The organism is Methylobacterium sp. HMF5984, from assembly GCF_045033435.1.
Lineage (GTDB): Bacteria > Pseudomonadota > Alphaproteobacteria > Rhizobiales > Beijerinckiaceae > Methylobacterium.
The window spans coordinates 399,033-422,654 of the sequence record NZ_JBJFLN010000001.1 but is presented as its reverse complement, the minus strand read 5'-3'; the positions used below and the strand labels follow the sequence as shown (position 1 = coordinate 422,654).

Genomic DNA, 23,622 nt, shown 5'->3' with positions numbered 1-23,622 from the left:
CGGCGGCTCAGTGCCCGGCGGTGCTCGAGAAGCAGTTGATCACCACCACGCCGGCGACGATCAGGCCGAGGCCGATCAGGGCCGGGGCGTCGAGGCCCTGGCGGAACACCAGCCAGCCGACGAGCGAGATCAGGACGATGCCGACGCCCGACCAGACCGCGTAGGCGACCCCCATTGGGATCGTCCGCAGGGTGAGCGCGAGGAAGAAGAACGCGACGCCGTAGCCCGCGACCGTGATCAGCAGCGGCACCGGCCGCGAGAACCCGGCGGAGGCCTTCAGCGCGCTGGTGCCGATCACCTCGGCGACGATCGCGATCGCCAGATAGATCCAGTTCACGGCCGCTGCACTCCCGGTTCGTCGGATCGGCGGCCCATTCAGGCGTCGTCGGCCCCGAGGACGAGGCGGAGCGACCGGGCGAGCTCGTCGCGGCGATAGGGCTTGTTGAGCACCGGGAGCTCGCCGCGGCCGATGACCTGGCCCTCGTCGAGGTCGGCGACGTAGCCCGAGGTGAGCAGGACCTTGAGGCCGGGCCGCAGGCGCTGCGCCTCGGCGGCGAGCTGCGAGCCGTTCATGCCGCCGGGCATCATCACGTCCGAGAACAGGATGTCGATGCGCTGGACGTCCTTGAGATGGGCCAGCGCCTCGGCCGCGTTGCGCGCGACGACGACCTTGTAGCGCAGCTCCTCCAGGCTCTCGACGGCCATGGTGAGGACCTGCTCGTCGTCCTCGACGAGCAGCACGGTCTCGCCCTCGCCGGCGCGGCGCAGCGGCAGCACGCCGCGCTCGCCCATGCCCGTCTCCTCGCCGGCGGGGTCGGCCGAGCGCGGGAAGCGCAGGCGGAAGGTGGTGCCGCGCCCGACCTCGGACTCGATCGCGACGAAGCCCTTGGCGCTGCGGGTGAAGCCGTAGACCTGGCTCAGGCCGAGGCCGGTGCCCTTGCCGACCTCCTTGGTGGTGAAGAACGGCTCGAACACCCGCGCCATCAGGTCCGGCGCGATGCCGCTGCCGGTGTCGGACACCGCGATCTCGACATAGGCGCCCGGCGGCACCCCCTTGTCGGCGACGGCCGCGGTGTCGAGCCGGACGTTGCGGCTGCGGACCTCGATCCGGGCGCTGCCGGTTCCCGCCTCCATCGCGTCGCGGGCGTTGACGACGAGGTTGAGGATCGCCGCCTCGAACTGGGCGGGGTCGACGCGGATCGGGTCGAGGGCGGGGTCGAGGTCGAAGGCGAGCTCGATCGCGGCGCCGGCGGCGCGCTCGGCCAGCGGCCGGAAGTCGATGAGCAGGCGGTTCGGGTTCAGCGTCTGCGGCCGCAGCATCTGCCGGCGCGAGAAGGCGAGGAGCTGCTGCGTCAGCTGCTCGCCGCGCCGGGCCGCCGTCATCGCGGCGTCGGCGAGGCGCTTGACCCGCTCGACGTTGTCGGGCTTGCGCAGGACCATGTCGAGGCCGCCGACGATGACCGTCAAGAGGTTGTTAAAGTCGTGCGCGACGCCGCCGGTGAGCTGGCCAATCGCCTCCATCTTCTGCGCCTGGCGCAGCGCCTCCTCGGTGTTGCGCTGGTCGGAGCGGTCGAGGACGATGCCGGCCATGCGGACCGGCGTGCCGTCGGCGCGGTATTCCGCCCGGCCCTTGGCCGCGATCCAGCGCACGGCCCCGTCGGGGCGCACGATCCGGTATTCGATGTCGAGCGTCCCCGCCCGCGCCGCCTGCGCGAAGGCCGCCGTCACCGCCTCCCGATCCTCCGGGTGGACGTGGGCGAGGAAGGTCTGCCGGCCCCAATGCGGCAGCGGCGCGTCGTAGCCGAAGATCGCGTCGTGGCGGGCCGACCGGCGGGCGGTGTCGGTGAGGAGGTCGAGGTCCCAGGTTCCCATGCCGGCGGAATCGAGGGCGAAGGCCAGGGTCTCGCGGGCGGCCTCGACCTCGCGGGTGCGCTCGGCGACCCGCCGCTCCAGGGTCTCGTTGGCGACGCGCAGGCGCTCCTGGTCCTGTTCGCGCTCGCGGATGTGCCCGCGGGCCTGGTACTGGCGCCGCCGCACCCGCAGCGCCGAGGCGACGGCGCTGATCAGGGTCTCGGCGTTGATCGGGCGCTCCAGCAGCACGACGTTGCCGAGGCGCTCCACCATGGCCGCGCCCCGCGCCGGGCGGCGCCCCGCCTGACGCGTCGCCAGCATGATGAACGGGAAGTCCGACCAGGGCGGCTGGCGCTCGATCCAGGCCGCGAGGGAGTCCGGGTCGACCTCGGCCAGCGCCTCCTCGGTGACGATCGCCGAGCCGGCCGAGGCCTCGAGGCCGGCGAGCCACGCGGCCCCGTCGGCGCAGACCGTGGCGGCGGTGCCGGACTTGGCCAGCAGCTGCTCCATCACCACCGCGTCGCGTCCGCGCGGCGCCAGGATAAGGACGCGGGTCTCGTCGGGGCCGGGCCGGCTCATTCCGCCGTGTCGCTGCGCAGCATCGCGACCTTGCCGCCGTAGGCGGGCAGGCCCGAGAGCACGCCCTCGAAGTCGGTCAGCGTCTCCCCGACCTGGATCCCGTTGCGGGAGAGCCTCAGCTCGCGGATCGTGCGCTCGTGCGCGTTGACCCGGCTCTTGACCGCCGAGAGCGCGGTGCGGACCTCGCCCTTGGCCTCGAAGTAGCGGAACAGGAGGATGCCGTCGCTGAGATAGCTCAGGTCGATGTCGGAGCGGACCTCGCCGATGACGCCGTGCTGCCCGAGCACCAGCAGAGTCGTGACGCCCTTCTGGTTCAGGTAGGTCAGCAGCTCGTGCATCTGCAGGATCAGGAACTGCTCGCCCGGCATCGCGTGGATGTAGGCGTTGAGGCTGTCGACGACGACGCAGGACGCGCCGTCCCGCTCCACCGCCTCGCGGACGCGGCAGGCGAACTCGCCCGGCGCCAGTTCGGCCGGATCGATCTGCGCGATGCTGAGGTCGCCGTCGGCGATGTGCGGCTGCAGGTCCATCCCGAGGATGGCCGCGCGCGCCAGCAGGGTCGCCCGGCCCTCGTCGAACAGGAAGTAGGTGGCCTTCTCGCCCCGCTCCAGGGCCGCCAGCATGCAGCGCACCGCGGTCGTGGTCTTGCCGGCCCCGGACGGCCCGAGCAGCAGCGTGTTGGTGCCGCGCACCAGCCCGCCGCCGAGCAGGAGGTCGAGGCCCGGCGCGCCGGTCGTGACGGTCACCGGCGCGAAGTCGGCGTGGTGCTCGGCGGCGATCAGGCTCGGGAACACCTCGATCCCGCCGGTCTCGAGGACGAAGTCGTGGTACCCGCCCCGCGCCTTCACGCCGCGCATCTTTAGGACGCGGAGGCGGCGCCGTCCCGCGCCGAACTCGCGCGGGGTGTGCTCCAGGAGCAGGACGCCGTGCGCGATGCTGTGGAGCTGCACGTCGGTGGTGCCGTCGTCGAGCAGGAACACCGTGCAGCCCCGCGCCGCGAAGAGCTGCTTCAGCGCCAGGATCTGGCGGCGGTAGCGCAGCGGGTTCTGGGCGAGCAGCCGCAATTCGGACAGGCTGTCGAACACCACGCGGTTCGGCTGCAGCGCGTCCACCCGCTCGATGACCTCGCGGACGGTCTCGCCGAGCTCCACCTCGGAGGGGTGCAGGATCGACTGCTCGCTCTCGGGGTCGAGGCCGAGCTCGTTGACGAGCTCGTAGAGCTCGACGCCGTCGAGCGACCAGCCATGCGACGCCGCCGAGGCCCGCAGCTCCTCGGCGCTCTCCGACAGGGTGACGTAGAGGCTCTTCTCGCCGTGCGCGACGCCGTCGAGCAGGAACTGCAGGGCGAGCGTGGTCTTGCCGGCGCCGGGCGTGCCCTCGAGCAGGTAGAGCCGCCCCTTGGTCAGGCCGCCGGACAGGACGTCGTCGAGCCCGGCGATCCCGGTCGACAGGGTGTCCCGGACGTAGGGTGCGACGCGCGGTGTCTGATCAGTCGTCATCGTCATCACGCAGGGTGGATCGGGCGCTCGGCCGGCGGCACGTTGTCCGCCGGCCCCTGATGGAATGCTTTGCCTCAGGAACGGCCCTGCCTCAACGCGGCAGCCGTCGATAGGTCCCGAGACCCGCGGATGGCGGGCTGCGCGGCGGTCGCCCGGACCGGCTCCGGATCACGCCCGGCGGTGAGACTGCGCCTATGTCGCAGCACCATCGGGCGGCGCCGGACGTTGCCCGTGACCGGATTCCGACGATCTCCCGCAAGGCCCCCATGCTTCGACTGCTCATCGCGGACGGCAACACGCGCGACGACCGCGCCCAGCACGTCGCGGTCACCGGCCGCACCTCGGCCGAATCCTACGCCGACGTCGTCCACGCCTATCGCCCGGAGGCGCAATGCCGGCTGCTCAGCCCGGCCGATGCCGACGCCGCCCTGCCCGACGGCGTGGCGCTTACCGCCTACGACGGCGTGATCTTCACCGGCTCGCCCCTGAAGGTCGGCGAGCGCAGCCCGGCGGTGACGCGCCAGTGCGACCTGATGCGCGTGGCTCTGGAGGCCGGGCTGCCGGTGTTCGGCTCGTGCTGGGGGACGCAACTGGCCGCGGTCGTCGCCGGCGGCGACGTCGGCCCCAATCCGCGCGGGCCGGAATACGGCTTCGCCCGCCGCATCACGGCGACGGCGGAAGGCCGCGGCCACCCGCTGCTGTCGGGCCGGGGCGCGGCCTGGGACGCGCCGGCGATCCATTCGGACGCGGTGATCGCGCCGCCGCCCGGCGCGCGGGTGCTGGCCGGGAACGCGCTGCTCGAGGTGCAGGCGATCGAGATCCCGCACGGCGGCGGCCTGTTCTGGGGCACGCAGTACCACCCCGAGCTCGACTTCGACGAGCTCGCGGCGATGCTGCGGGTCAGCGCCGCGGACGTGGTCGAGGCCGGCCTCGCGCCCGATGCCGCCGCGGTCTCGGCCTATGCCGCGGAGATCGCCGCGCTCCACGCGGGCGGCGCGGCGGCCGGCCCGCTCGCCTGGCGGCACGGGCTCGGCGCCGACGTCCTGGAGCCGGACCAGAGACGCCGCGAGATCGGCAATTTCCTCGACCGGCTGGTCGAGACGGGTGCCGGCGCGCCTTAGGCCGCCTCGGCCATGGCGCCCGCGTCCGGCGACACCTCGTCGGTGTGCACGTCGAACTGCATCAGGTAGGCGGTGCCGAAGCTGGTGGTGAGCGCGCAATCCGTCGCGTCGCGCCCGCGCGCCATAACGATGCGGGCGATGCGCGGCGTGTTGTGCCGGGCGTCGAACGTGTACCAGCGATCGCCGAGATAGACCTCGAACCAGGCCGAGAAATCCATCGGCGCCGGGTCCTTCGGCACGCCGATGTCGCCGAGATAGCCGGTGGCGTAGCGGGCCGGGATGTTCATGCAGCGGCACAGCGCGATCGCCAGGTGGGCGAAGTCGCGGCAGACGCCGACGCGCTGGACGTAGCCGTCATGGGCGGTGCGGGTGTTGTCGGCCAGCTGGTAGTCGAACCGCAGGTGGTTGTGGACGAAGTCGACGATCGCCTGCACGCGGGCCCAGCCCTCCGGCGTCGCGCCGAACAGCGACCAGGCGGTGGCTGAGAGCTTGTCGGTGTCGCAGTAGCGCGAGCCGAGGAGGAACGGCAGCACGTCGTCGGGCAGGTCCTGCACCGGGTGCTGGCGGGCCTGCGGCGCGAACGCGTCGGGCTCGCCGGAATCGCCGACGGTGAAGTCGGCCGACATGGTGATCCGGCCACCCGGCGCGACGATGCGGGTGCAGACGTTGCCGAAGGCGTCGACGTGCTGCGTCGCCGGCACCGGCGGATCGAAGGCGATGACCTCGGGCGTGACGAGGTCGGCCCGGCGCTCCGGCCGCACGTTCAGCAGCAGGTTCATCGGGGTCTGGCCGAAGGTGTTGAAGGCGATGGTGAAACCGGTCTGGACGAGCATCGTAGATCCGTGGAAGCCGCGCGTGGTGTCGCAGGTAGGGTCGCAGGTAGCCGTTGAACACCGAGCCGATACGCGAGGTTCCGCAGATCAGGCGTGCTTCCGGCGCAGGTTCTGCCCAGATTAAAGGCAGTCTTCATCGCACGAGCCGCCGACGTTGCTGCCGGTCGACAGACCTCGTCATCCGCAGACGAAGGTGTCGGCCCGGGCTCGAGCCTCGGCACGGGTTCGATCCGGCCGGCCCGCGCGCCGAAGCTCCGGACGCCCGGGACGCGCGGTCGGCCCGATTTCCGTGCCGGCCCGCCGACTGGCTCTGATGATGCATCCGGGGCGGGGCATCGACCCATCGGCCCCTCGGGATGTCATGACCGTTCCTCCGCATTCCCCCAGGCCCGTCGGGGCGATCCTTCGCGGCGCCGGGGCCGACGCCCGCCCCGCGCCGGGCTGCGGGTCCCGCGCATGAGCGAGGCGATCGCCTGGGCGGAGCGCCGCCGCATCGCCGAGCAGGCGCGCGGCGAGCGGGCGTGGTCGCTGTGGGGGCCGTATCTCAGCGAGCGGCAATGGGGCACCGTGCGCGAGGATTACAGCCGCGACGGCAACGCGTGGCGCTCGCTCACCCACGAGGAGGCCCGCTCGCGCGCCTACCGCTGGGGCGAGGACGGGCTCGCGGGGATCTGCGACGAGCGCGGGCAGCTCTGCCTCGGGCTCGCCCTGTGGAACGGGCGCGACCGCATCCTGAAGGAACGCCTGTTCGGCCTCACCAACGAGGAGGGCAACCACGGCGAGGACGTCAAGGAGATCTACCACTACCTCGACGCGGTCCCGAGCCACGCCTACCTGAAGTTCCTCTACCGCTATCCGCAGGGGGCCTACCCCTACGAGGACCTCGTGCGCGAGGGGCTGCAGCGCAGCCGCGAGGTGCCGGAATACGAGATCGAGGAGACCGGCCTGTTCGAGGGGTCGCGCTTCTTCGACGTGACGGTGGAATACGCCAAGTCGGACGTCGACGACGTCCACGCCACGATCACCGCGACGAACCGCGGCGCGGACGCCGCCGACCTCCACCTCGTGCCGCAGCTCTGGTTCCGCAACACCTGGTCGTGGCGGAACGACGGTGCGCTGCCGCGGCCCCGGATCGCGCGTCATCCGGAGGGCGGCATCGCCTGCGAGCACCCGCGGCTCGGGCGCTACCGGCTGGCCTTCGAGGGCGAGCCCGAGGTGCTGTTCTGCGAGAACGACACCAACCTGCGCCGGCACGCCGGCCAGCCGGAGGCCGAGGGCCCGTTCAAGGACGGGCTCCACGCCGCGATCGTCGAGGGCGACGCCGCGGCGGTCCGCCGCGACGCCGGAACCAAGCTCGGCCTGCACTACGCGCTTCGCCTCGCGCCCGGCGAGACCCGGCGGGTGCGCCTGCGGCTCTCCGCCGGGACGCGGACGCGCCCGATCGACGCCGACGACGCCGTGCGCGACCGCCGCATCGCCGAGGCGGACGCGTTCTACGACGACCTGCAGGACGGAATCGCGGATGCGGACGCGCGCGCGATCTTCCGGCAGGCCTCCGCCGGGTTGATCTGGTCGAAGCAGCTCTACGCCTACGACGTGCGGCGCTGGCTGCAGGGCGACCCGCTCCAGCCGGTGCCGCCGCGGGAGCGCGACGGCGGCCGCAACACGCAGTGGCGCCACTTCGCCGCCTCCGACGTGCTCTCGATGCCCGACAAGTGGGAATATCCGTGGTTCGCCGCCTGGGACCTCGCCTTCCACTGCCTGCCGCTGGCGCTGCTCGACCCGGACTTCGCCAAGAAGCAGCTCCTGCTGCTGACCCGCGAATGGTACATGCACCCCAACGGCCAGCTCCCGGCCTACGAGTGGGAGTTCTCCGACACCAACCCGCCGGTCCACGCCTGGGCGACCTACCGGGTGTTCGAGATCGACCGCGACCGGCGCGGCGGCCGCGGCGACCTCGCCTTCCTCGAAGGCGTCTTCCACAAGCTGCTGATCAACTTCACCTGGTGGGTGAACCGCAAGGATGCCGGCGGCCGCAACGTCTTCCAGGGCGGCTTCCTCGGGCTCGACAACGTCGGCGTGTTCGACCGCTCGCGCCCGCCGCCGGGCTTCGGCATGGTGCACCAGGCCGACGGCACCGCCTGGATGGCGATGTACGCGCTCAACATGATGCGCATCGCCCTCGAGCTCGCGCTCCACAACGACGTCTACGAGAGCACCGCCTCGAAGTTCTTCGAGCACTTCCTCCTCATCGCCGAGGCGATGACCGACATGGGCGGCGAGGGCTTCGGCCTCTGGGACGAGGAGGACGCGTTCTACTACGACGAGGTCGACATGCCCGGCGGCGGGATGCTGCCGCTGCGCGTGCGCTCGATGGTCGGGCTCGTGCCGCTGTTCGCGGTGGAGGTGATCGAGCCCTTCGTGCTCCAGCGCCTGCCGGACTTCGCCCGGCGCCTCAACTGGCTCCTGGAGAACCGCCCGCACCTCGCCTGCCTGGTCTCGCGCTGGGACGAGGGCGGCGTCGGCGACCGAAAGCTGCTGTCGCTGCTGCGCGGCCACCGGATGAAGGCGCTGCTGCGGCGCATGCTCGACGAGGCCGAGTTCCTCTCGCCCTTCGGCGTGCGCTCGCTCTCCAAGGCGCACCGCGACCAGCCCTACGTGCTCAACGAGTTCGGCGCCTCCTTCACGGTGCGCTACGACCCGGCCGATTCGACCTCGAACATGTTCGGCGGCAACTCGAACTGGCGCGGGCCGGTGTGGATGCCGACGAACTACCTGATCATCGAGGCGCTGCGCCGCTTCCACTCCTATTACGGCACTGACTTCCTGGTGGAGTTCCCGACCGGCTCGGGCGCGATGTGCACGCTGGCCGCCATCGCCGACGCCCTGCAGGAGCGCCTGATCGGCCTGTTCGCCAAGGACGCGGAGGGCCGCCGCCCGGTCCACGGCGCGCGCGCGCCGATCCCGTCGGCCGAAGGCGCCGAGGAGGCGCTGCTGTTTCACGAGTTCTTCGACGGCGACACCGGCCGCGGTCTCGGCGCCTCGCACCAGACCGGCTGGACCGCGCTGATCGTCAACCTGCTGCACCACCAGGCGCAGCGCGGGGGTGCCTAGGGCATCGTCCAGCGGGGCGGGTCCCGGCGGGGCTTTCGCACGGTGCGCTCCGCCCGGGATCCCTGCGTGGACGCCCGCGATTGGCGGACGCGGCCGCGGGATGTCATCATGGGCGACGCGATCGGGACAGGTTCGCAGGCACGGGCTTCACGTTGACGGGATGACGGGTCAGGCTTCGAACCACCGCGCCGCGTGGCTTCCGCAGAACGGATTCGCCGCCCGCATCGCTTCCGCGCGCCAGCTTCAGAGCTTCAACGACCTGAGCAGCTTCGCGATCAACTTCGACGTGCTCCGCTCGGTCAAGCCCGACATCCAGATGATCGGCAGCAAGGGCAGCACCCTGTGCTTGTGGGAAACCCGCTCGTCCAGCGGCTTCATCAGCAAGCCCAGGGTCGATTCCGACATGATGACGGTCCGGTTCATCGCGAACGGGCACATCACCTACCGCAATCATGCGGGCAGGACGCGCGGCACGCCGAAACATGCGACCCTCGTCGGCTTCGAGGAGGTCGGCGAGATCCAGGCCTCGCAGGCCTTCAACGCGATCAACGGCACGATCACGTTCGAAGCGCTCGCGGCCGCCAACGCCGCGCTGACGGGCGGACAGCACGGCGTGCCGTCCTTCGAGCCGATCGCCGATGTCTCGACGCCGGGCATGATCGCCCTGTTCCACATGATGCGGCAGGTGCAGCGCCGCGGGCAGGCGTCGGATCGCGGCGGCGACATCGCGTTTCCGCTGATCCAGGAGATCCTCAGCTATCAGCTGCTGTCCGTCTGGCCGAAGCGCGCGCGCGTAGCACCGGCCCCGGCGACGGACCTTCCGCGTCGCGCTTCGGCATCGCTCTCGAGTTCATCGAGGCGAACCTCTCGCGGCCCATGACCCTGTCGCTCATCGCGACGGCGGCCGGGCTCAGCGTCCGCTCCCTCCAGAGCCAGTTCCGTCAACGGATGGGGCAGACGGCGATCGCGTTCATCACCGAGCGGCGGCTCGCGCGCACCCACGAGGACCTGACCTCCGCCTTCGATCCCGAGATCACGATCGCGGAGATCGCCCGGCGGTGGGGCTTCGTGCACATGAGCGACTTCGGGCAACGCTACAGGCGTGCCTATGGGCGCACGCCCTCCGAGGCACGGCGCGATGCCGGCCCGCGGGACTGACCCCGCGCCCGCCTCACGGCGCCCACTGCCAGAACACCGAGCTTTTGAACGAGAATACGGTCTCGCCGCGCTGGTTGACGCCGACGTTGTCGGCGAAGGCGAGGCCCCAGCCGGGGCGGGAGGCGGAGGCGCGCTTGTCGGTGAGCGTCGTGGCGTAGCGCACGGTGTCGCCGGCATAGACGGGCTTCAGCCAGCGCATGTCGCGAAAACCCGGCGACGGGCCGGTGGTCGGCGCCTGCCCGCGGGCGGCGGTGTGGGCGTGGTCGCGGGCGCGGGTCGCGAGCAGCCGCTTCATGTAGGCCGCGGCCGTGTGCCAGCCCGAGGCGCACAGCCCGCCGAAATGCGTCGCCTTGGCGGCCTCGGGATCGGTGTGGAACACCTGCGGGTCGTAGGCGCGGCCGAAGGCCAGGATCGCCTCGGCCAGGAAGGCGTAGGCGCCGAGATCGCGGGTCGCGCCGATCGCCGCGTCCTTCAGGAACGACAGGATCTCGGCGTCGTCCGGCTCGACCACCGCGGGCGGGACGCCGGTCTCGACGATCCGCGGCGGCGCCGGCTCGGCCCCGCGCCGGGCGAGCATCACGGTGAAGGCCTGGGTCATCACCGCCTCGCCGCGGCCGTTCTCCAGGGTGAGCAGGCAGGCGGCGAAGCCCCGGTCGGGCTTCGAGGCCGAGGCGCGGGTCTCGTCGACGCGCAGGGTGGCGGAGAGCGTATCGCCCGGCAGCACCGGCTTCAGCCAGCGCAGCTCGGCGATGCCGGGCGATCCGAGCGAGGAGTGCCCGCCCATCGGCCCGGCCTGCAGCAGCCGCATGCCGAGGGAGGCCGTGTGCCAGCCCGACGCGATCAGCCGCCCGGCGAAGGTCGTCTCCGCGAGCCGCTCGTCGAGATGGAACGGCTGCGCGTCGAACGCGCGGGCGAAGGCGACGATGTCGTCGCGGCTCACCGTCAGCGGCGCGCCGGTGCGGACCTGGCCGGCGGCGAAATCCTCGAAGTGGAGGCCGGACGTGTCGGGGCCGGGCATGGGCGAGCGCCTCAGTTGGCGAAGCGGAAATGCAGCACGTCGCCGTCCTGCACGAGGTACTCCTTGCCCTCGAGGCGGAGCTTGCCGGCGTCCCGCGCGCCGGACTCGCCCTTCAGCGCGGTGTAGTCGGAGAACGCGATGGTCTCGGCGCGGATGAAGCCCTTCTCGAAGTCGGTGTGGATCACGCCGGCCGCCGCGGGCGCGCGGGTGCCCTTGGTGATCGTCCAGGCGCGAGCCTCCTTCGGGCCGACGGTGAAGTAGGTGATCAGCCCGAGCAGGTCGTAGCCGGCGCGGATCACCCGGTTCAGGCCGGGCTCGGCCAGCCCCACCGCCTCGAGGTAGTCGCCCTGGTCGGCGGCCGGCATCACCGCGATCTCGCTCTCGATCTTGGCCGAGACCACCACCGCCTGGGCGCCCTCCGCCGCCGCGCGCTCCTGCACCGCCTTTGAGTAGGCGTTGCCCTTGTCGGCGTCGCCCTCGTCGACGTTGCAGACGTAGAGCACGGGCTTGGCCGTCATCAGGCCGAGCTGCTGGAACAGGCGCTCCTCCTCGGGCTTGCGCGCGACCATGCGGGCGGGCTTGCCCTCGCGCAGGTACGGCAGGGCGCGGTTGACGAGGTCCAGGAATTCCTTGGCCTCCTTGTCGGCGCCGCGGGCCCGCTTCTCCAGGGCGAAGACGCGCTTCTCCAGGCTGTCGAGGTCGGCCAGCATCAGCTCGGTCTCGATCGTCTCGATGTCGGCGCCCGGGTCGACCTTGCCCTCGACATGGGTGACGTCGCCGTCGTCGAAGCAGCGCACCACGTGGGCGATCGCGTCGCATTCGCGGATGTTGGCGAGGAACTGGTTGCCGAGCCCTTCGCCCTTCGAGGCGCCGCGCACGAGGCCGGCGATGTCGACGAAGGTCAGCCGCGTCGGGATGATCTCCTTCGAGGCGGCGATCTTCGCCAGGTCGTCGAGCCGCGGGTCGGGCACCGCCACGTCGCCGACGTTGGGCTCGATGGTGCAGAACGGATAGTTGGCGGCCTGCGCCGCCGCCGTCTGCGTCAGCGCGTTGAAGAGGGTCGACTTGCCGACGTTCGGCAGGCCGACGATGCCGCATTTGAAGCCCATGATATTCCTCAAGAGTCCATCAGGATCGTCTCGGGTGAAACCCGGAACGGATTGATGATTGTCGTTCCCTCGACCTCGCGGCCGTGTTGATAATCCTCGGAGAGCAGGAACCGGCAACCCGATCGGATCGCCGCCCCGAGGATCACGCAGTCCCACCATTGAAAACCGGTCCGCTCGCGCAACGACCATGCATCGGCGATCAGATCGAGATCCGTCGCACCGGAGGACCAGCCTTCCAGCGCGAGCGTCGTACGGCGCACCTCCTCCGGCGCGATTCGAAGCTTTCCCCGCAGGAGGACGGCGTGAATCTCACCGAGAACCTGCGGACCGACGACGATCGAACCTCGTTTCGCCAACGCCGCGAGCCAGCGCAAGGCTTCGGCCTGCTTCTCCGGAAATCGGTCGTCCCGGGCATACAGGAACACGTTCGTGTCGACGAACACGCGCGGGTCGACGATCGCGGATCCGGCAGCGAAGGCCGGATCACTCGTCACGATAGCGCTCGTTCCTCGGCGGCGCCTTCCCGTTCTCGTCCAGAACGTGGAGCGGCGGCCCGGCGAGGAACCGCTCCAAAGCCTCCGTCTGGGTCGTCGGATGCCCGATCCGACGTTCGACGGTCTCGCTGATGAACTTCGACAGGCTCTTGCCCTCCGTCGCGGCGGCGATTCGCGCGCGACGGAGCACCGCCTCGTCCATCGTCACGGTCACGTTCTTCATCGGACGGCCTCCAACGGCCTTCGATATCGTGTCCTCGTGTTTTCGTGTCAATTCTTGGTGGCCTTCTCGCCCGGCCGCTTCACGTCGGCCCAGCCGCGGCCGACCATGGCGAGGTGGACCTTGTTCTGGAAGCTCTCGTTCTCGTTGGCCGCCAGCAGGGCCACCTCGTCGGCGATCGCCCGGCACAGGTCCTCGACCCACGGCTCCTCGGACTTCGCGAAGTCGTTGAGCACGTAGGCGTGCACCAGGGCCTTGTCGCCGGGATGGCCGATGCCGAGGCGCACCCGGCGATAGTCGTTGCCGCACTGGGCGGTGATCGAGCGCAGGCCGTTGTGCCCGGCATTCCCGCCGCCGAGCTTCACCCGGATCTTGGCCGCGGCGAGATCGAGCTCGTCGTGCAGGACGATCACGTCCGACAGCGCGATCTTGTAGAAGCGCTGCGCCTCCGAGACCGAGCGGCCGGACTCGTTCATGAAGGTCTGCGGCTTCAGCAGGATCGCGCGCTCGGCCCCGAACGACACCTCGGCCGCCTCCCCCTGGAAGCGGCGCCGGAACGGGCTCGCCCGGTGGACCCGGGCGATCTCGTCCACCGCGAGGAACCCGATGTTGTGACGGTTGCGGGCGTAGGCTTTGCCCGGATTGCCCAGGCCCACGATGAGCCGCATGACGACTGTCTCCGACCTTCCCGAAACGACGATGCCCCGGCCTCGCGGCCGGGGCATCGTCTCGAAGCCGCGCCGCCGCGGGGCGGCGGCGCGGGAGGATCGCGCCCGCGAAGGGCTCAGTCCTCCTTCTTCTCCTCGGTGGCCTCGGCCTCTTCGGCCTCGGCTTCGACCTTCTCGGCCTCGGCTTCCGCCGACTGCGCCTCGGCGATCGCGGCCTCCTCGGCCTCGACCTCGGCGCCGAGCACGGTCGGCGGCACGACGTTGGCGATCGGGTCGGCGGCCTCGCCGGTGTAGGTGACGCCGGCCGGCAGGGTGACGTCGGAGACGTGGATCACGTCGCCGATCTGGCGGCCGGTGAGGTCGATCTCGATCCCGTCGGGGATCTGGTCGGGGGCGACCTCGACGGCTAAGGTGTGCAGCGAGATGTTGAGCGTGCCGCCCTGCTGCTTGATGCCGGGGGCCGCGTCCTCGTTGTGGAAGTGCACCGGCACCTCGACGGTGACGGTCTGGCCGGCGACGACGCGCAGGAAGTCGACGTGCATCGGCACGCCGCTGACCGGGTCGAGCTGGAAGTCGCGCGGGATCGCGCGGGTCTTCTTGCCGCCGGCGTTGATCTCGAACAGCGTGGTCTTGAAGCCGCCGGCGTAGATCAGGGTGCGGGTGCGGATGAGGTCGATGGCGATCGACTGCGGCGGCTGGCCGCCACCGTACACGACGGCGGGAACCTGGCCCTGGCGACGAACGGCCCGGGCGGCCCCCTTGCCGACCCGGTCGCGTGCCACGGCCTCAAGCGTCTTGACTGCGCTCATGGCGTGATCCTTCGATTGATGAATGGTCGGGGAAACGACGAAGGCCGCCCGAGACGGACGGCCGAACCGAAACCCCACGCGCCCGTGCCTCCAAGGGTGTCTGGCGGGCGTGGAGCGCCTATAGCGGGGTTGGGCCCCGATGGCAACGCGGAGGGCGGATCGTCCGGCGGCTCACGGCCCGATCCGGAGCCCGGCCAGCACCCGCGCCCGCACGCCGTCCGGATCGGCGAAGGCCAGGCGCACCGGCAGCACCCGCACCCGCGCGGCGAAGGCTTCGGGCAGGCGGACGTGGTCCTTCTCGGTGGTGGCCAATTCCGCGCCGAGACGGTCGGCCTCCGCTGCGAGCCGCGCGAGGTCGGCGTCGCGGTAGGGATGGTGGTCGGGGAAGCTGCGGGTCGCGGCGATCTCGGCGCCGGCCTCGCGCAGCGACGCGAAGACCTTCTCAGGACGGCCGATGCCGGCGAAGGCCAGCACGCGGCGGCCGGCGACCGCGGCGCCCTCGGGGACCAGCCGGGCGCGAAGGACCGGCAGGCCGCGCGCCAGGGCCTGCGCCGCCACCGCCTCGCCGGCCGCGCTTTCGCCCGCCCTGCCCTCGCCGATCAGCACGAGGCCGCCGACATGCGGCCATTGCCGCGCCAGCGGCGCGCGCAGCGGCCCGGCGGGGAAGGCCAGCCCGTTGCCGGTGCCGACGCCGGCATCGACGACGGCGAGCGCGAGGTCCTTCGCCAGGGTCGGGTTCTGCAGGCCATCGTCCATGACGACGACGTCGGCGCCCGCCGCCACGCAGAGGCGTGCGCCGGCGACGCGGTCGCGGGCGACGACGACCGGCGCGTGGCGGGCGAGCAGCAGCGGCTCGTCGCCGACGTCGCGCCAGCCGTGGCGGGCGGGATCGACGAGGACCGGCCCGGGCAGGCGCCCGCCGTAGCCGCGGCTGAGGAAGGCGGGCGTCCGTCCGAGGTCGCGCAGCAGCGCGGCCAGGGCGATCGCGCTCGGGGTCTTGCCGGCGCCGCCGAGGGTGAAGTTGCCGAGGCACAGGACCGGGCACTCCGCCCGCGCGCCGGGCCGGTCCATGCGGGCGGCGGTGTGGCGGCCGTAGGCGCGCCCGAGCGGCGCCAGCAGACGTGCGGCCGGATGGTCCGGGCCGTCCTGCCAGAAGCGCGGCGGGCGCATCAGCCCTGATGGAAGGCGGCGAGCTTCATCTGGGCGATGAAGGGGTCGAGCACCGCCAGCGTCCGCTCCACCGCGCCCTCGAACGGCACCAGGGCGCGCTGCCCGGCCCGGGTCATCGCGTCGATGCGGTCGGGGGCGGCCATCAGGTCGGCCAGCGTCGCGGCGAGCTCGGCGGCGTCGGCGACCGCGGCGGCGCCCCCTCCGGCATCGAGGGCGCGGTAGACCTCGGTGAAGTTCTCCGTGTGCGGCCCGTGCAGCACGGCGCTGCTCAGGCGCACCGGCTCGATCGGGTTCTGGCCGCCATGCGGCACCAGCGAGCCGCCGAGGAACACCAGCGGGCTCAGGCGGTAGAACAGCCCGAGCTCGCCGATCGTGTCGGCGACGTAGAGGTCGATCGACGGGTGCGGGCGCCCGCCCGCCGAGCGGCGCGCGCTGCGCAGGCCCTGCGCCGTGGCGCAGGCCGCCACCTCGCCGCCGCGATGGGGGTGGCGCGGGGCGACGATGGTCAGGAGCCGCGGGAACCGGCCCTTGAGCGCGGCATGGGCCTCGGCCGCCGCCGCGTCCTCGCCCGGATGGGTGCTCGCCGCGACCCAGACCGGGCGGTCGCCGATCATGTCGCCGAGATAGGCCACCTGCTGCGGATCGGCCGGCTGCACGGCGGCGTCGTACTTGAGGTTCCCCGCCACGCTCACCCGCGGCGCGCCGAGGCGCACGAAGCGCTCGGCGTCGTCCCGCGTCTGCGTCAGGCAGATCGCGATCCGCGCGAGCAGCGCCCGCGCCGTGCGCGGCGCGCGCGCCCAGCCCACGTACGAGCGTTCCGACATCCGCCCGTTGACGAGCAGCAGCGGGATGGCGCGGGCATGCAGCGCCACCACCGTGTTCGGCCAGATCTCGGATTCGGCCACCAGGGCGAGGTCGGGCTGCCAATGGTCGAGGAAGCGCTCGACCCAGCGCGGCGCGTCGAGCGGCATGTACTGGTGCACGGCGCCGGCCGGCAGGCGCGCGCCGATCAGCTCGGCGGCGCTGCGGGTGCCGGTGGTGACCAGCACCGAGAAGCCGCGGGCGATCATGCCCTCGACCAGGCCGACCAGCGAGAGCGATTCGCCGACCGAGGCCCCGTGCATCCAGACCAGCGACCCGACCGGCCGCGCCCGCCCGGGCAGGCCGCGGCGCTCGGGCAGCCGCGTCGGGTCCTCCTTGCCCTGCCGCGCCCGCCACGCCAGCAGGCCGGCGACCGCCGGCTCGCCGAGCCACAGGCCGCCGCGATAGGCCTTGAGGGCCAAGGTGAGGGGCGGCGCCCTCATGCCCGGATCCTCATGCCGGGCTCCTCATGCCGCCTCGGCGCGCGGCGCGGCGGCCCCGAGCCAGTTGTCCCCGACCCGGTCGAGGCGGCCGACGAGGGTGTAGGCGCGGTCGTGGACCCGGTTCATCTCGGCCTCGAGGCGGGCGCGCAGGGCCTCGAACGTCTCCGGGTCGGGATCGCGCGGCACGAAGACCGCCTCGCCGAACACCACCGCGCCGCGGCCGAACGGGAGCCCGAGGCAGGCGCGGTCCCAGCTGCCGAAGCGGATGTGGCGGCTCGTCACCACCGCCACCGGCACGATCGGCCGGCCGGAGAAGCGCGCCAGGGTGAGGATGCCGGCATCGGCCCGGCGCGAGACCTTCGGAACGTCGGCCGAGAAGGCGACGATCTCGCCGTTCTTCAGGGCCCGGATCATCGCGCGCAAGCCCTCGGCGCCGCCCTTGGCCTTGGCGTCCTTGACCATGCGGCCGCGGGCGCCGGAGGCGCGGATCACCCGCACGCCCATCCGCTCCAGGGCGATGGTGTTGATGTTGCCGTCGGGATTCTTCGAGATGATCGTCGCGACCCGGTCCACCGGCCGCCCGGCGAACGACACCATGATGTGCTGGCCGTGCCACATCCCGGCGATGAACGGCGACATCCCGTCGAGCCAGGGATCGGCGCCGGCGGGCTCGACGGTGAAGCGGTTGGTGCGGCGCACGAGCGTGAGGTAGCCGGCCGCGAGCCGTCCCAGGGCGCCCTGCACGGCCGGATGGCGGATGACGCGCTTGCCCAGGCTCATCGTGCCGAAGCCCGGCGCACCGGGCCCCGTGCGGACGGGCCGCGATCGCCGGGCGAGGCCGCGCAATGCTGCGGCACGCGAACGGCGGGAACGGTCGGCGTGGGATTCATGTCTCGCTTTCCGAGGCTCGGCCGGGCTTGCGCGGGGGCGCGACGGCCGGAGGGCGGCAAGGCGCCGACCGCGCCTGGCGACGGGTCGGGCAGTTCGGACGCGACAGCGGGACGGCGCCGTCCTGCGCCGCCCGGTGGCTGTCTAGACCCGTCGCCTCGGCCCGCGCAACCGAGACCGGGCGTCCCGGGGCGGCCGATCGCTGCGCGGCGTGCCCAAAAACACCTCGAAACCGCGCGAAACGGGTTGTTTGGATCAATTCCAATGTGTAGCTTAGAATCGATCTAAATAGGATATCGATCATGGACGCGACCCTCGTCGTCGACCCCCATACCCCGCAACCCCACGACGACGCCCACCGCGCCTTCGTGCTCGCCTACGTCCAGCCGGGGCTCGCCGGGCTGATCGACGGATCGGTCTCGACGCTGGCCCCGATCTTCGCCGCCGCCTTCGCCACGCACAGCAACGGCGCGACCTTCCTCGTCGGGCTCGCGGCCTCGCTCGGGGCCGGGATCAGCATGGGCTTCACCGAGGCGCTCTCGGACGACGGCCGCGTCACCGGGCGCGGGAGCCCGTGGATGCGCGGCCTGGTCTGCGGCGCGATGACGGCGCTCGGCGGGCTCGGCCACACCCTGCCCTACGCGATCCCGAGCCACTGGCCGAACGCCTTCGCGCTCGCGACCGGCCTCGCGGTGCTGGTGGTGGCGATCGAGCTGCTCGCCATCGCCGCGATCCGCACCCGCTACATGGCGACCCCGTTCGGCCGCGCGGTGCTGCAGATCGTGCTCGGCGGCGCGCTGGTGCTGGCGGTGGGGGTGCTGATCGGCAGCGCCTGAGCGCGTCGCCCGATCCGACGGGGCGCCGGCCGCCACCATTTCGTCGCAGGCGATCCGAATCGGGAAACTGGGCGGTTCGGCCGCGCGATACCGAGTCATGTGGTATCTCTACGGACTGACCGTCCTCGCCGGCCTCGCGAACGCGATCCAGCCCGGGCAGAACGCGACCCTCTCGAAGAGCTTCGGCCTGCCGGTCACGGCGGCCGTAGTCATCCTCTTCGTCAGCACGGCCTTCATGCTGCTGGGCGGCCTGGCATTCGGCAAGCTCGCCGTGCCGAGCTGGGAGCAGGTCGCCGCGGTGCCCTGGTGGGGCTGGCTCGGCGGCTGCCTCAGCGTCCTGCTGATCCTGGCCCAGCTCTACGCCGCGCCCGCGATCGGCGCCGCGTCGTTCCTCGGCCTCATCGTGACGGTCGGCGTCGTCGCCTCGATCGTGCTCGACAACTACGGCTGGGTCGGGTTCGAGGTCCATCCGGCCAGCCTGTGGCGCGTGCTCGGGGCGGCCTTGATGATCGTCGGCGTCGGGATGGTCGCCTTCACATGAACCCTGATCGTCGCGCGGCATGAACCCTGATCGTCGCGCGGCGTGAGGCTCGGCCGGCGCGCGGCACGCGCCGGCTCGCTTGACGCGGCCGGCCTCAACCGCGATGCGGTCCCCCGTGTCCTTCCGCCTCGCCCACCTCACCGACCCGCATGTCGGCCCCCTGCCGCGGCCGCGCCTGCGCCAGCTCTTCGGCAAGCGCGCGACGGGCTACGCCAACTGGCGCCGCGGGCGCTCGCGCAGCCACGACATGGAGGTGCTCGGTGCGCTCGTCGCCGATCTGAGGCTGCAGGCGCCCGACCACGTCGCCTGCACCGGCGACCTGTGCAACATCGGCCTGCCGAGCGAGTGGGACACCGCGCGCATCTTCCTGGAGGCGCTCGGCACGCCCGAGGCGGTCAGCTTCGTGCCGGGAAACCACGACGCCTACGTGCGCGGCTCCCTCGAGGGCCTGCTCGCGGCCTGCGGTGCCTGGACCGCCGACGACGCCGGCGGCAGCGGCACGTTTCCCTATCTGCGCCGGCGCGGGCCGCTGGCTCTGGTCGGCCTGTCGAGCGCGATCCCGACGGTGCCGTTCGTCGCCACCGGCCGGCTCGGGCCGCGCCAGATCGCGGCGGCCGAATCGCTCCTGCGCACGCTGGCGACCGACCCGTCGCGGCCGGCGCGCGTCGTGATGATCCACCACCCGCCCCATCCCGGCGGCGCGAGCCCGGGCCGCGACCTGCGCGATGCCGCGGCCTTCAGCGCGATGCTCGGCCGCGTCGGCGCCGACCTCGTCCTGCACGGGCACAACCACGTGGCGAGCGTCGCCCACGTGGCGGGGCCGGGCGGGCGGGCGATCCCGGTGGTCGGCGGCGCATCCGCCTCGGCGCGGCCCGGCGCGCAGGCCGGCGGGCACGGGTCGGAGGCCGCCCGGCGGGCAGCCTACATCCTGTACGCGTTCTCTGAGAGCGGGGGGCGCCACGTCGTCTCGGCGGCGCAGCGCGGGATCGGAGCGGGCGGAACCGTGATGGATCTCGGCCCGCTCGCGCTGGGCTGACGTTCGGCTCAGGCGGTGGCGGCGAGAAGCCCGGAACGCCGGCGGTCGCCGATGCTGGCCTCGTAGCGTTCGGCCTGGAGGCGCGTGAGGCCGGAGATCAGGGCGGTGGACCCACGATAGACCGTATAGGTGCCGTCCTGGGTAGGCTTGACGCGAATCGTCTCGGACATGGGGACCATCCTGTGCTGCGTTGACCGAATCGTTAGCCGTCGCTCTTCTTCCGCGGTGATTCTCCGATCCTGTAATGATGCCCGACGTTACCGCTTCGGCTTCCGCGCGCAAGGGCGGCGCGGCGCGGATACGTAAGTAATTTTGCATTCGATCGGCATGGAGCACGGGACGACGCGCGGGCGGCGCGCTACGCACCGTGGCGGCACGCGGGAGGCACGAACGAAAAGCCCGCCGGCTTTCGCCGACGGGCCGGTGGCAGGGGCCACGTTCCCGGGTTCGAGGGTGCTGTCCGGCGTGCGTCCCGCGGCGCTCGGGGCCGCGGGGTCGGGCGCCTAAAACCCTCCCGAAAACCTCTATCCCTGTCGATGGGCGCTCGGCGGATCGTCCTGGTCACCGGCACCGGTGTCGGCGGAATGGACGTGGGTGGGGCTTGCATGCATGGCAGACCTCCTCTTCGTCTCGCTCCGGCGACGGAGCCTCGCATCGGGGCCGCGTCGCCATGAGGAGAGGCTAGACCCGCCCGGCCCACGCTGGCAAGGGGCGTTTTCGAGGATTCGCCAGCCGGCTCGCCGGGCCCGGCTCAGGCCCGGGCGGGGCTCCGCGCGGACGGGAGCCCGAGGATCGCGGCGCCGACCAGGCCGGAGAGCAGGGAGCCGGCGAGCACCCCGAGCTTCACCTCCGTCTCGTGGGCGGCATCGGAGAAGGCGAGCGCGCCGATGAACAGGCTCATGGTGAAGCCGATGCCGCACAGCACGGCGACGCCGTAGACCTGGACCCAGCTCGCCCCGCCGGGCCGGCGCGCGAGGCCGAGCGCCACCGCGAGGCGCAGGGCGGCGAACACGCCGGCCTGCTTGCCGAGGAACAGCCCGAACGCGACGCCCAGCGTCACCGGGTCGAGGAAGGCGGTGGGCGACAGGCCGCGCAGCGGCACCCCGGCATTGGCGAAGCCGAACAGCGGCACGATCCCGAAGGCGACGAAAGGCGTGATCGCGTGCTCCAGCCGGTGCAGCGGCGAGGTCGCGTCCTCCGGCCGGCCCGGGCTCACGCGGATCGGGATGGTCAGCGCCAGCAGCACGCCCGCCACCGTGGCGTGGACGCCCGAGCGCAGCACCAGCACCCAGAGCACGAGGCCGAGCAGCAGGTAGGGCGCGAGCGCGACGACGCCGGAGCGGTTCAGGCCGACGAGGAGCGCCAGCACCACGGCCGCGAGCCCGAGCATCGTCGGGTCGAGGCCGCCGGTATAGGCCAGCGCGATGATCAGCACGGCGCCGAGGTCGTCGACGATCGCCACCGCGCCGAGCAGGATCTTGAGCGAGACCGGCGCCCGCCGGCCGAGCAGCGCCAGCACGCCGAGCGCGAAGGCGATGTCGGTCGCCGCCGGGATCGCCCAGCCCCGCGCGGTCCCGGCGCCGGCATTGAAGGCGAGGTAGACCAGGGCCGGCACCACCATCCCGCCGAGCGCCGCGATGCCGGGCAGCGCCCGATCGGGCCAGGTCCGCAACGCGCCGTCCAGCGCCTCGCGCTTGATCTCCAGGCCGACGAGCAGGAAGAACACCGCCATCAGGCCGTCGTTGATCCAGTGCTGGATGCTCAACGGGCCGAGCGGCGCGTGCAGCGCCTGGGCGTAGGTCCCGGCGAGCCCGGTATTGGCGACGACGAGGGCGCAGGCGGCGGCCGCCATCAGCACGAGGCCGCCGGCCGCCTCGCTCGCGAGCGCGGCGCGGATCGCGGAACGGGGGCGCGGCTTCGTCATGGCGCCGGGGGTGCCCGGGTTTGCGCCCACGGGCAAGCCCTGCCGGTGGCGGTCCGGGCTCGGGACGTCTATGCGGGCACCGATGACGCAAGGACGCGCGATGACCGCCACGACGACACCGGACCACCGGGCCCTGAACCGCAAGGCTGTCGGCGCCGTGGTCCTCGGCAACGCGCTCGAGTTCTACGACTTCACGCTCTACGCCTTCTTCGCCGTGCCGATCGGCGCGGCGTTCTTCCCGTCCGACAACGCCACCGACAGCCTGCTCGCCTCGCTCGCCCTGTTCGGCATCGGCTACGTGATGCGGCCGATCGGCGGCATCGTGATCGGCGCCTTCGCCGACCGGGCCGGGCGCAAGCCCGCCATGCTGATCACCATCGCGCTGATGGCGGTCGGCATGCTGATGCTGGCGCTGGCGCCGTCCTACGCGACGCTCGGCGGCTGGGCGCAGGTGATCGTCATCGTCGGGCGGCTGATCCAGGGGCTGGCGCTCGGCGGCGAGGTCGGCCCCTCCACCGCCTACCTGCTGGAGGCGGCGCCCCCGAGGCACCGCGGCTTTGTGGCGAGCTGGCAGATCGCGAGCCAGGGCTGCGCCGCCCTGTTCGCCGGCATCGTCGCGACGGGCCTCACCATCGTCCTCGGCGAGGCGGCGATGGCGGATTGGAGCTGGCGCGTCATGTTCCTGCTCGGCATCGGCGTCGTGCCGGTCGGCCTCGTGATCCGCAGCCACCTGCCCGAGACCGCGGGCGAGGGCGAGGATCCGGCGGCGGCCGCCTCCACCGGCGCGGTGGTGGTGCGGCTGCTGCGCGAGCACGGGCGCCTGCTGCTCCTGACCTTCGTCGTCATCGCCGCCTCGACCGTCTCGAACGCCATCGGCACCAACATGCCGGTCTACGCGCACGCCACCCTCGGGCTCACCGAGACGGTGTCGACGGCGGTGCCGATCGCCCTCGGCCTCGCCTCGGTGGTGTTCCCGCTGCTGGGCGGCTGGCTCGCCGACCGGTTCGGGCGGCGCCCGGTGCTGGTGTGGCCGCGGGCCGCGATCGTGGTGCTGGCGGTGCCGGCCTTCTGGTGGCTGGCGCAGGCGCCGACCGCGGCCTCGGTCTACGCGGTGACGTTCCTAATGTCGGCGCTGTCCTCGATCAACGCGGCGGCGATCATCGTCGCGATCCCCGAATCGCTGCCGCGGGCGGTGCGCAGCACCGGGCTCTCGATCGTCTACGCCTTCTCGGTCTCGATCTTCGGCGGCAGCACGAACTACGTCGTCAACAAGCTGATCGCGATCACCGGCGACCGGCTGGCGCCGGCCTACTACCTCGTCGCGTTCAGCGTGCTCGGCACGATCGCCGCCTGGATGATGCACGAGACCCGCGGGCGCGACCTCGACGCCGACACCGAGGCGTGAGGCGCGCCGAACCGACGCCGCGCCGTCAGGGCCTGTCGTGAGATC

At 72.3% G+C, this 23,622-nt stretch carries 22 protein-coding genes and 1 pseudogene; 8 read left to right on the top strand and 15 right to left on the bottom strand.

The genetic code is table 11. The annotated features are described in order from the left end of the window. Positions 1-7: 7 nt before the first annotated feature. Genes ACFZ8E_RS01975 through ACFZ8E_RS01965 form a run of 3 tightly spaced genes read right to left on the bottom strand, consistent with a single transcriptional unit; the run spans position 8 to position 3,929 of the window. Positions 8-337: a DMT family transporter gene (locus ACFZ8E_RS01975; protein ID WP_405041855.1), complete on the bottom strand. Its 330-nt coding sequence runs from the start codon at positions 335-337 to the stop codon at positions 8-10. A gap of 38 nt (positions 338-375) precedes the next feature. After that, complete coding sequence (locus ACFZ8E_RS01970; protein ID WP_405041854.1) at positions 376-2,430, bottom strand: ATP-binding protein; 2,055 nt, start codon at positions 2,428-2,430, stop codon at positions 376-378. Continuing rightward, a complete protein-coding gene (locus ACFZ8E_RS01965) occupies positions 2,427-3,929 on the bottom strand; it encodes an ATPase domain-containing protein (protein ID WP_147727226.1) in 1,503 nt (500 codons plus the stop codon). The genes ACFZ8E_RS01970 and ACFZ8E_RS01965 overlap by 4 nt, the downstream gene beginning before the upstream one ends. Before the next feature lie 266 nt (positions 3,930-4,195). Here ACFZ8E_RS01965 and ACFZ8E_RS01960 point away from each other — a divergent pair, with 266 nt between their 5' ends. Beyond that, positions 4,196-5,050, top strand: coding sequence for a type 1 glutamine amidotransferase (locus tag ACFZ8E_RS01960; RefSeq protein ID WP_405041853.1), 855 nt, complete (start codon positions 4,196-4,198; stop codon positions 5,048-5,050). Here ACFZ8E_RS01960 and ACFZ8E_RS01955 read toward each other — a convergent pair. Continuing rightward, on the bottom strand, positions 5,047-5,883 hold the full coding sequence (locus ACFZ8E_RS01955) for a transglutaminase family protein (RefSeq protein WP_405041852.1): 837 nt from the start codon (positions 5,881-5,883) through the stop codon (positions 5,047-5,049). The genes ACFZ8E_RS01960 and ACFZ8E_RS01955 overlap by 4 nt on opposite strands. Positions 5,884-6,339: 456 nt before the next feature. Here ACFZ8E_RS01955 and ACFZ8E_RS01950 point away from each other — a divergent pair, with 456 nt between their 5' ends. The 3 genes from ACFZ8E_RS01950 to ACFZ8E_RS01940 all read left to right on the top strand — a co-directional run bounded on the left by ACFZ8E_RS01950 (position 6,340) and on the right by ACFZ8E_RS01940 (position 10,155). Continuing rightward, positions 6,340-8,997 (top strand): MGH1-like glycoside hydrolase domain-containing protein, encoded by a 2,658-nt coding sequence (locus tag ACFZ8E_RS01950; protein ID WP_405041851.1) that lies wholly within the window; start codon positions 6,340-6,342, stop codon positions 8,995-8,997. 160 nt (positions 8,998-9,157) lie between these two features. Beyond that, positions 9,158-9,877: a hypothetical protein gene (locus tag ACFZ8E_RS01945; RefSeq protein ID WP_405041850.1), complete on the top strand. Its 720-nt coding sequence runs from the start codon at positions 9,158-9,160 to the stop codon at positions 9,875-9,877. Further along, entirely contained in the window at positions 9,874-10,155 is a 282-nt protein-coding gene (locus ACFZ8E_RS01940; RefSeq protein ID WP_405041849.1) for a helix-turn-helix domain-containing protein, read from the top strand. The genes ACFZ8E_RS01945 and ACFZ8E_RS01940 overlap by 4 nt, the downstream gene beginning before the upstream one ends. Positions 10,156-10,168: 13 nt before the next feature. Here the strand turns inward: ACFZ8E_RS01940 and ACFZ8E_RS01935 are convergent, their stop codons facing one another. From ACFZ8E_RS01935 to ACFZ8E_RS01895, 9 genes are all read right to left on the bottom strand, one after another. Next, positions 10,169-11,173 carry a MaoC family dehydratase gene (locus tag ACFZ8E_RS01935; RefSeq protein ID WP_405041848.1) on the bottom strand — a complete coding sequence of 335 codons (1,005 nt, stop codon included), beginning with the start codon at positions 11,171-11,173 and terminating at the stop codon, positions 10,169-10,171. Between the two features lie 11 nt (positions 11,174-11,184). After that, positions 11,185-12,282 carry a redox-regulated ATPase YchF gene (gene ychF / locus ACFZ8E_RS01930; protein WP_147727243.1) on the bottom strand — a complete coding sequence of 366 codons (1,098 nt, stop codon included), beginning with the start codon at positions 12,280-12,282 and terminating at the stop codon, positions 11,185-11,187. Between the two features lie 8 nt (positions 12,283-12,290). Next, the gene (locus tag ACFZ8E_RS01925; protein ID WP_405041847.1) at positions 12,291-12,776 is read right to left on the bottom strand and encodes a PIN domain-containing protein; all 486 of its coding nucleotides are present in this window, start codon (positions 12,774-12,776) and stop codon (positions 12,291-12,293) included. Further along, positions 12,766-12,999 (bottom strand): hypothetical protein, encoded by a 234-nt coding sequence (locus ACFZ8E_RS01920; protein ID WP_147727245.1) that lies wholly within the window; start codon positions 12,997-12,999, stop codon positions 12,766-12,768. Before ACFZ8E_RS01920 ends, ACFZ8E_RS01925 begins: the two co-directional genes overlap by 11 nt. 47 nt (positions 13,000-13,046) lie before the next feature. Continuing rightward, positions 13,047-13,664, bottom strand: a complete 618-nt coding sequence (gene pth / locus ACFZ8E_RS01915) for an aminoacyl-tRNA hydrolase (protein WP_405041846.1) — start codon at positions 13,662-13,664, stop codon at positions 13,047-13,049. Between the two features lie 116 nt (positions 13,665-13,780). Continuing rightward, positions 13,781-14,473: a 50S ribosomal protein L25/general stress protein Ctc gene (locus ACFZ8E_RS01910; RefSeq protein ID WP_147727247.1), complete on the bottom strand. Its 693-nt coding sequence runs from the start codon at positions 14,471-14,473 to the stop codon at positions 13,781-13,783. 171 nt (positions 14,474-14,644) lie between these two features. Continuing rightward, positions 14,645-15,643: a tetraacyldisaccharide 4'-kinase gene (gene lpxK / locus ACFZ8E_RS01905; RefSeq protein ID WP_405041845.1), complete on the bottom strand. Its 999-nt coding sequence runs from the start codon at positions 15,641-15,643 to the stop codon at positions 14,645-14,647. Continuing rightward, entirely contained in the window at positions 15,643-16,947 is a 1,305-nt protein-coding gene (locus ACFZ8E_RS01900; RefSeq protein WP_405041844.1) for a 3-deoxy-D-manno-octulosonic acid transferase, read from the bottom strand. Before ACFZ8E_RS01900 ends, lpxK begins: the two co-directional genes overlap by 1 nt. A 24-nt stretch (positions 16,948-16,971) precedes the next feature. Beyond that, the gene (locus ACFZ8E_RS01895; RefSeq protein WP_243938339.1) at positions 16,972-17,727 is read right to left on the bottom strand and encodes a lysophospholipid acyltransferase family protein; all 756 of its coding nucleotides are present in this window, start codon (positions 17,725-17,727) and stop codon (positions 16,972-16,974) included. Positions 17,728-18,191: 464 nt separating this feature from the next. Here ACFZ8E_RS01895 and ACFZ8E_RS01890 point away from each other — a divergent pair. The 3 genes and pseudogenes from ACFZ8E_RS01890 to ACFZ8E_RS01880 all read left to right on the top strand — a co-directional run. After that, positions 18,192-18,671 (top strand): annotated as a pseudogene (locus ACFZ8E_RS01890) (VIT family protein); the annotation flags it as partial. 97 nt (positions 18,672-18,768) lie between these two features. Next, on the top strand, positions 18,769-19,212 hold the full coding sequence (locus tag ACFZ8E_RS01885; RefSeq protein ID WP_243951647.1) for a DMT family transporter: 444 nt from the start codon (positions 18,769-18,771) through the stop codon (positions 19,210-19,212). A 103-nt stretch (positions 19,213-19,315) separates the two neighbouring features. Beyond that, positions 19,316-20,248, top strand: coding sequence for a metallophosphoesterase (locus ACFZ8E_RS01880; RefSeq protein WP_243938337.1), 933 nt, complete (start codon positions 19,316-19,318; stop codon positions 20,246-20,248). An 8-nt stretch (positions 20,249-20,256) separates the two neighbouring features. Here the strand turns inward: ACFZ8E_RS01880 and ACFZ8E_RS01875 are convergent, their stop codons facing one another. Continuing rightward, complete coding sequence (locus ACFZ8E_RS01875; protein ID WP_187274899.1) at positions 20,257-20,418, bottom strand: hypothetical protein; 162 nt, start codon at positions 20,416-20,418, stop codon at positions 20,257-20,259. 581 nt (positions 20,419-20,999) lie between these two features. After that, positions 21,000-22,172 (bottom strand): Na+/H+ antiporter NhaA, encoded by a 1,173-nt coding sequence (nhaA, locus tag ACFZ8E_RS01870; RefSeq protein ID WP_405041843.1) that lies wholly within the window; start codon positions 22,170-22,172, stop codon positions 21,000-21,002. A gap of 100 nt (positions 22,173-22,272) precedes the next feature. On the opposite strand from nhaA, the gene ACFZ8E_RS01865 reads away from it, so the two are divergent. After that, on the top strand, positions 22,273-23,577 hold the full coding sequence (locus ACFZ8E_RS01865; RefSeq protein WP_405041842.1) for an MFS transporter: 1,305 nt from the start codon (positions 22,273-22,275) through the stop codon (positions 23,575-23,577). Positions 23,578-23,622: the final 45 nt, after the last annotated feature.

Bases quoted from the DNA above. Each gene is read 5' to 3' on its own strand.
- ACFZ8E_RS01895 (WP_243938339.1), bottom strand. From the start codon at position 17,727: ATGAGCCTGGGCAAGCGCGTCATCCGCCATCCGGCCGTGCAGGGCGCC.
- pth (WP_405041846.1), bottom strand. From the start codon at position 13,664: ATGCGGCTCATCGTGGGCCTGGGCAATCCGGGCAAAGCCTACGCCCGC.
- ACFZ8E_RS01900 (WP_405041844.1), bottom strand. From the start codon at position 16,947: ATGAGGGCGCCGCCCCTCACCTTGGCCCTCAAGGCCTATCGCGGCGGC.
- ACFZ8E_RS01920 (WP_147727245.1), bottom strand. From the start codon at position 12,999: ATGAAGAACGTGACCGTGACGATGGACGAGGCGGTGCTCCGTCGCGCG.
- nhaA (WP_405041843.1), bottom strand. From the start codon at position 22,172: ATGACGAAGCCGCGCCCCCGTTCCGCGATCCGCGCCGCGCTCGCGAGC.
- ACFZ8E_RS01950 (WP_405041851.1), top strand. From the start codon at position 6,340: ATGAGCGAGGCGATCGCCTGGGCGGAGCGCCGCCGCATCGCCGAGCAG.
- ychF (WP_147727243.1), bottom strand. From the start codon at position 12,282: ATGGGCTTCAAATGCGGCATCGTCGGCCTGCCGAACGTCGGCAAGTCG.
- ACFZ8E_RS01865 (WP_405041842.1), top strand. From the start codon at position 22,273: ATGACCGCCACGACGACACCGGACCACCGGGCCCTGAACCGCAAGGCT.
- ACFZ8E_RS01970 (WP_405041854.1), bottom strand. From the start codon at position 2,430: ATGAGCCGGCCCGGCCCCGACGAGACCCGCGTCCTTATCCTGGCGCCG.
- ACFZ8E_RS01965 (WP_147727226.1), bottom strand. From the start codon at position 3,929: ATGACGACTGATCAGACACCGCGCGTCGCACCCTACGTCCGGGACACC.
- ACFZ8E_RS01955 (WP_405041852.1), bottom strand. From the start codon at position 5,883: ATGCTCGTCCAGACCGGTTTCACCATCGCCTTCAACACCTTCGGCCAG.
- ACFZ8E_RS01880 (WP_243938337.1), top strand. From the start codon at position 19,316: ATGCGGTCCCCCGTGTCCTTCCGCCTCGCCCACCTCACCGACCCGCAT.
- lpxK (WP_405041845.1), bottom strand. From the start codon at position 15,643: ATGCGCCCGCCGCGCTTCTGGCAGGACGGCCCGGACCATCCGGCCGCA.
- ACFZ8E_RS01910 (WP_147727247.1), bottom strand. From the start codon at position 14,473: ATGAGCGCAGTCAAGACGCTTGAGGCCGTGGCACGCGACCGGGTCGGC.
- ACFZ8E_RS01945 (WP_405041850.1), top strand. From the start codon at position 9,158: ATGACGGGTCAGGCTTCGAACCACCGCGCCGCGTGGCTTCCGCAGAAC.
- ACFZ8E_RS01875 (WP_187274899.1), bottom strand. From the start codon at position 20,418: ATGTCCGAGACGATTCGCGTCAAGCCTACCCAGGACGGCACCTATACG.
- ACFZ8E_RS01960 (WP_405041853.1), top strand. From the start codon at position 4,196: ATGCTTCGACTGCTCATCGCGGACGGCAACACGCGCGACGACCGCGCC.
- ACFZ8E_RS01940 (WP_405041849.1), top strand. From the start codon at position 9,874: ATGACCCTGTCGCTCATCGCGACGGCGGCCGGGCTCAGCGTCCGCTCC.
- ACFZ8E_RS01935 (WP_405041848.1), bottom strand. From the start codon at position 11,173: ATGCCCGGCCCCGACACGTCCGGCCTCCACTTCGAGGATTTCGCCGCC.
- ACFZ8E_RS01885 (WP_243951647.1), top strand. From the start codon at position 18,769: ATGTGGTATCTCTACGGACTGACCGTCCTCGCCGGCCTCGCGAACGCG.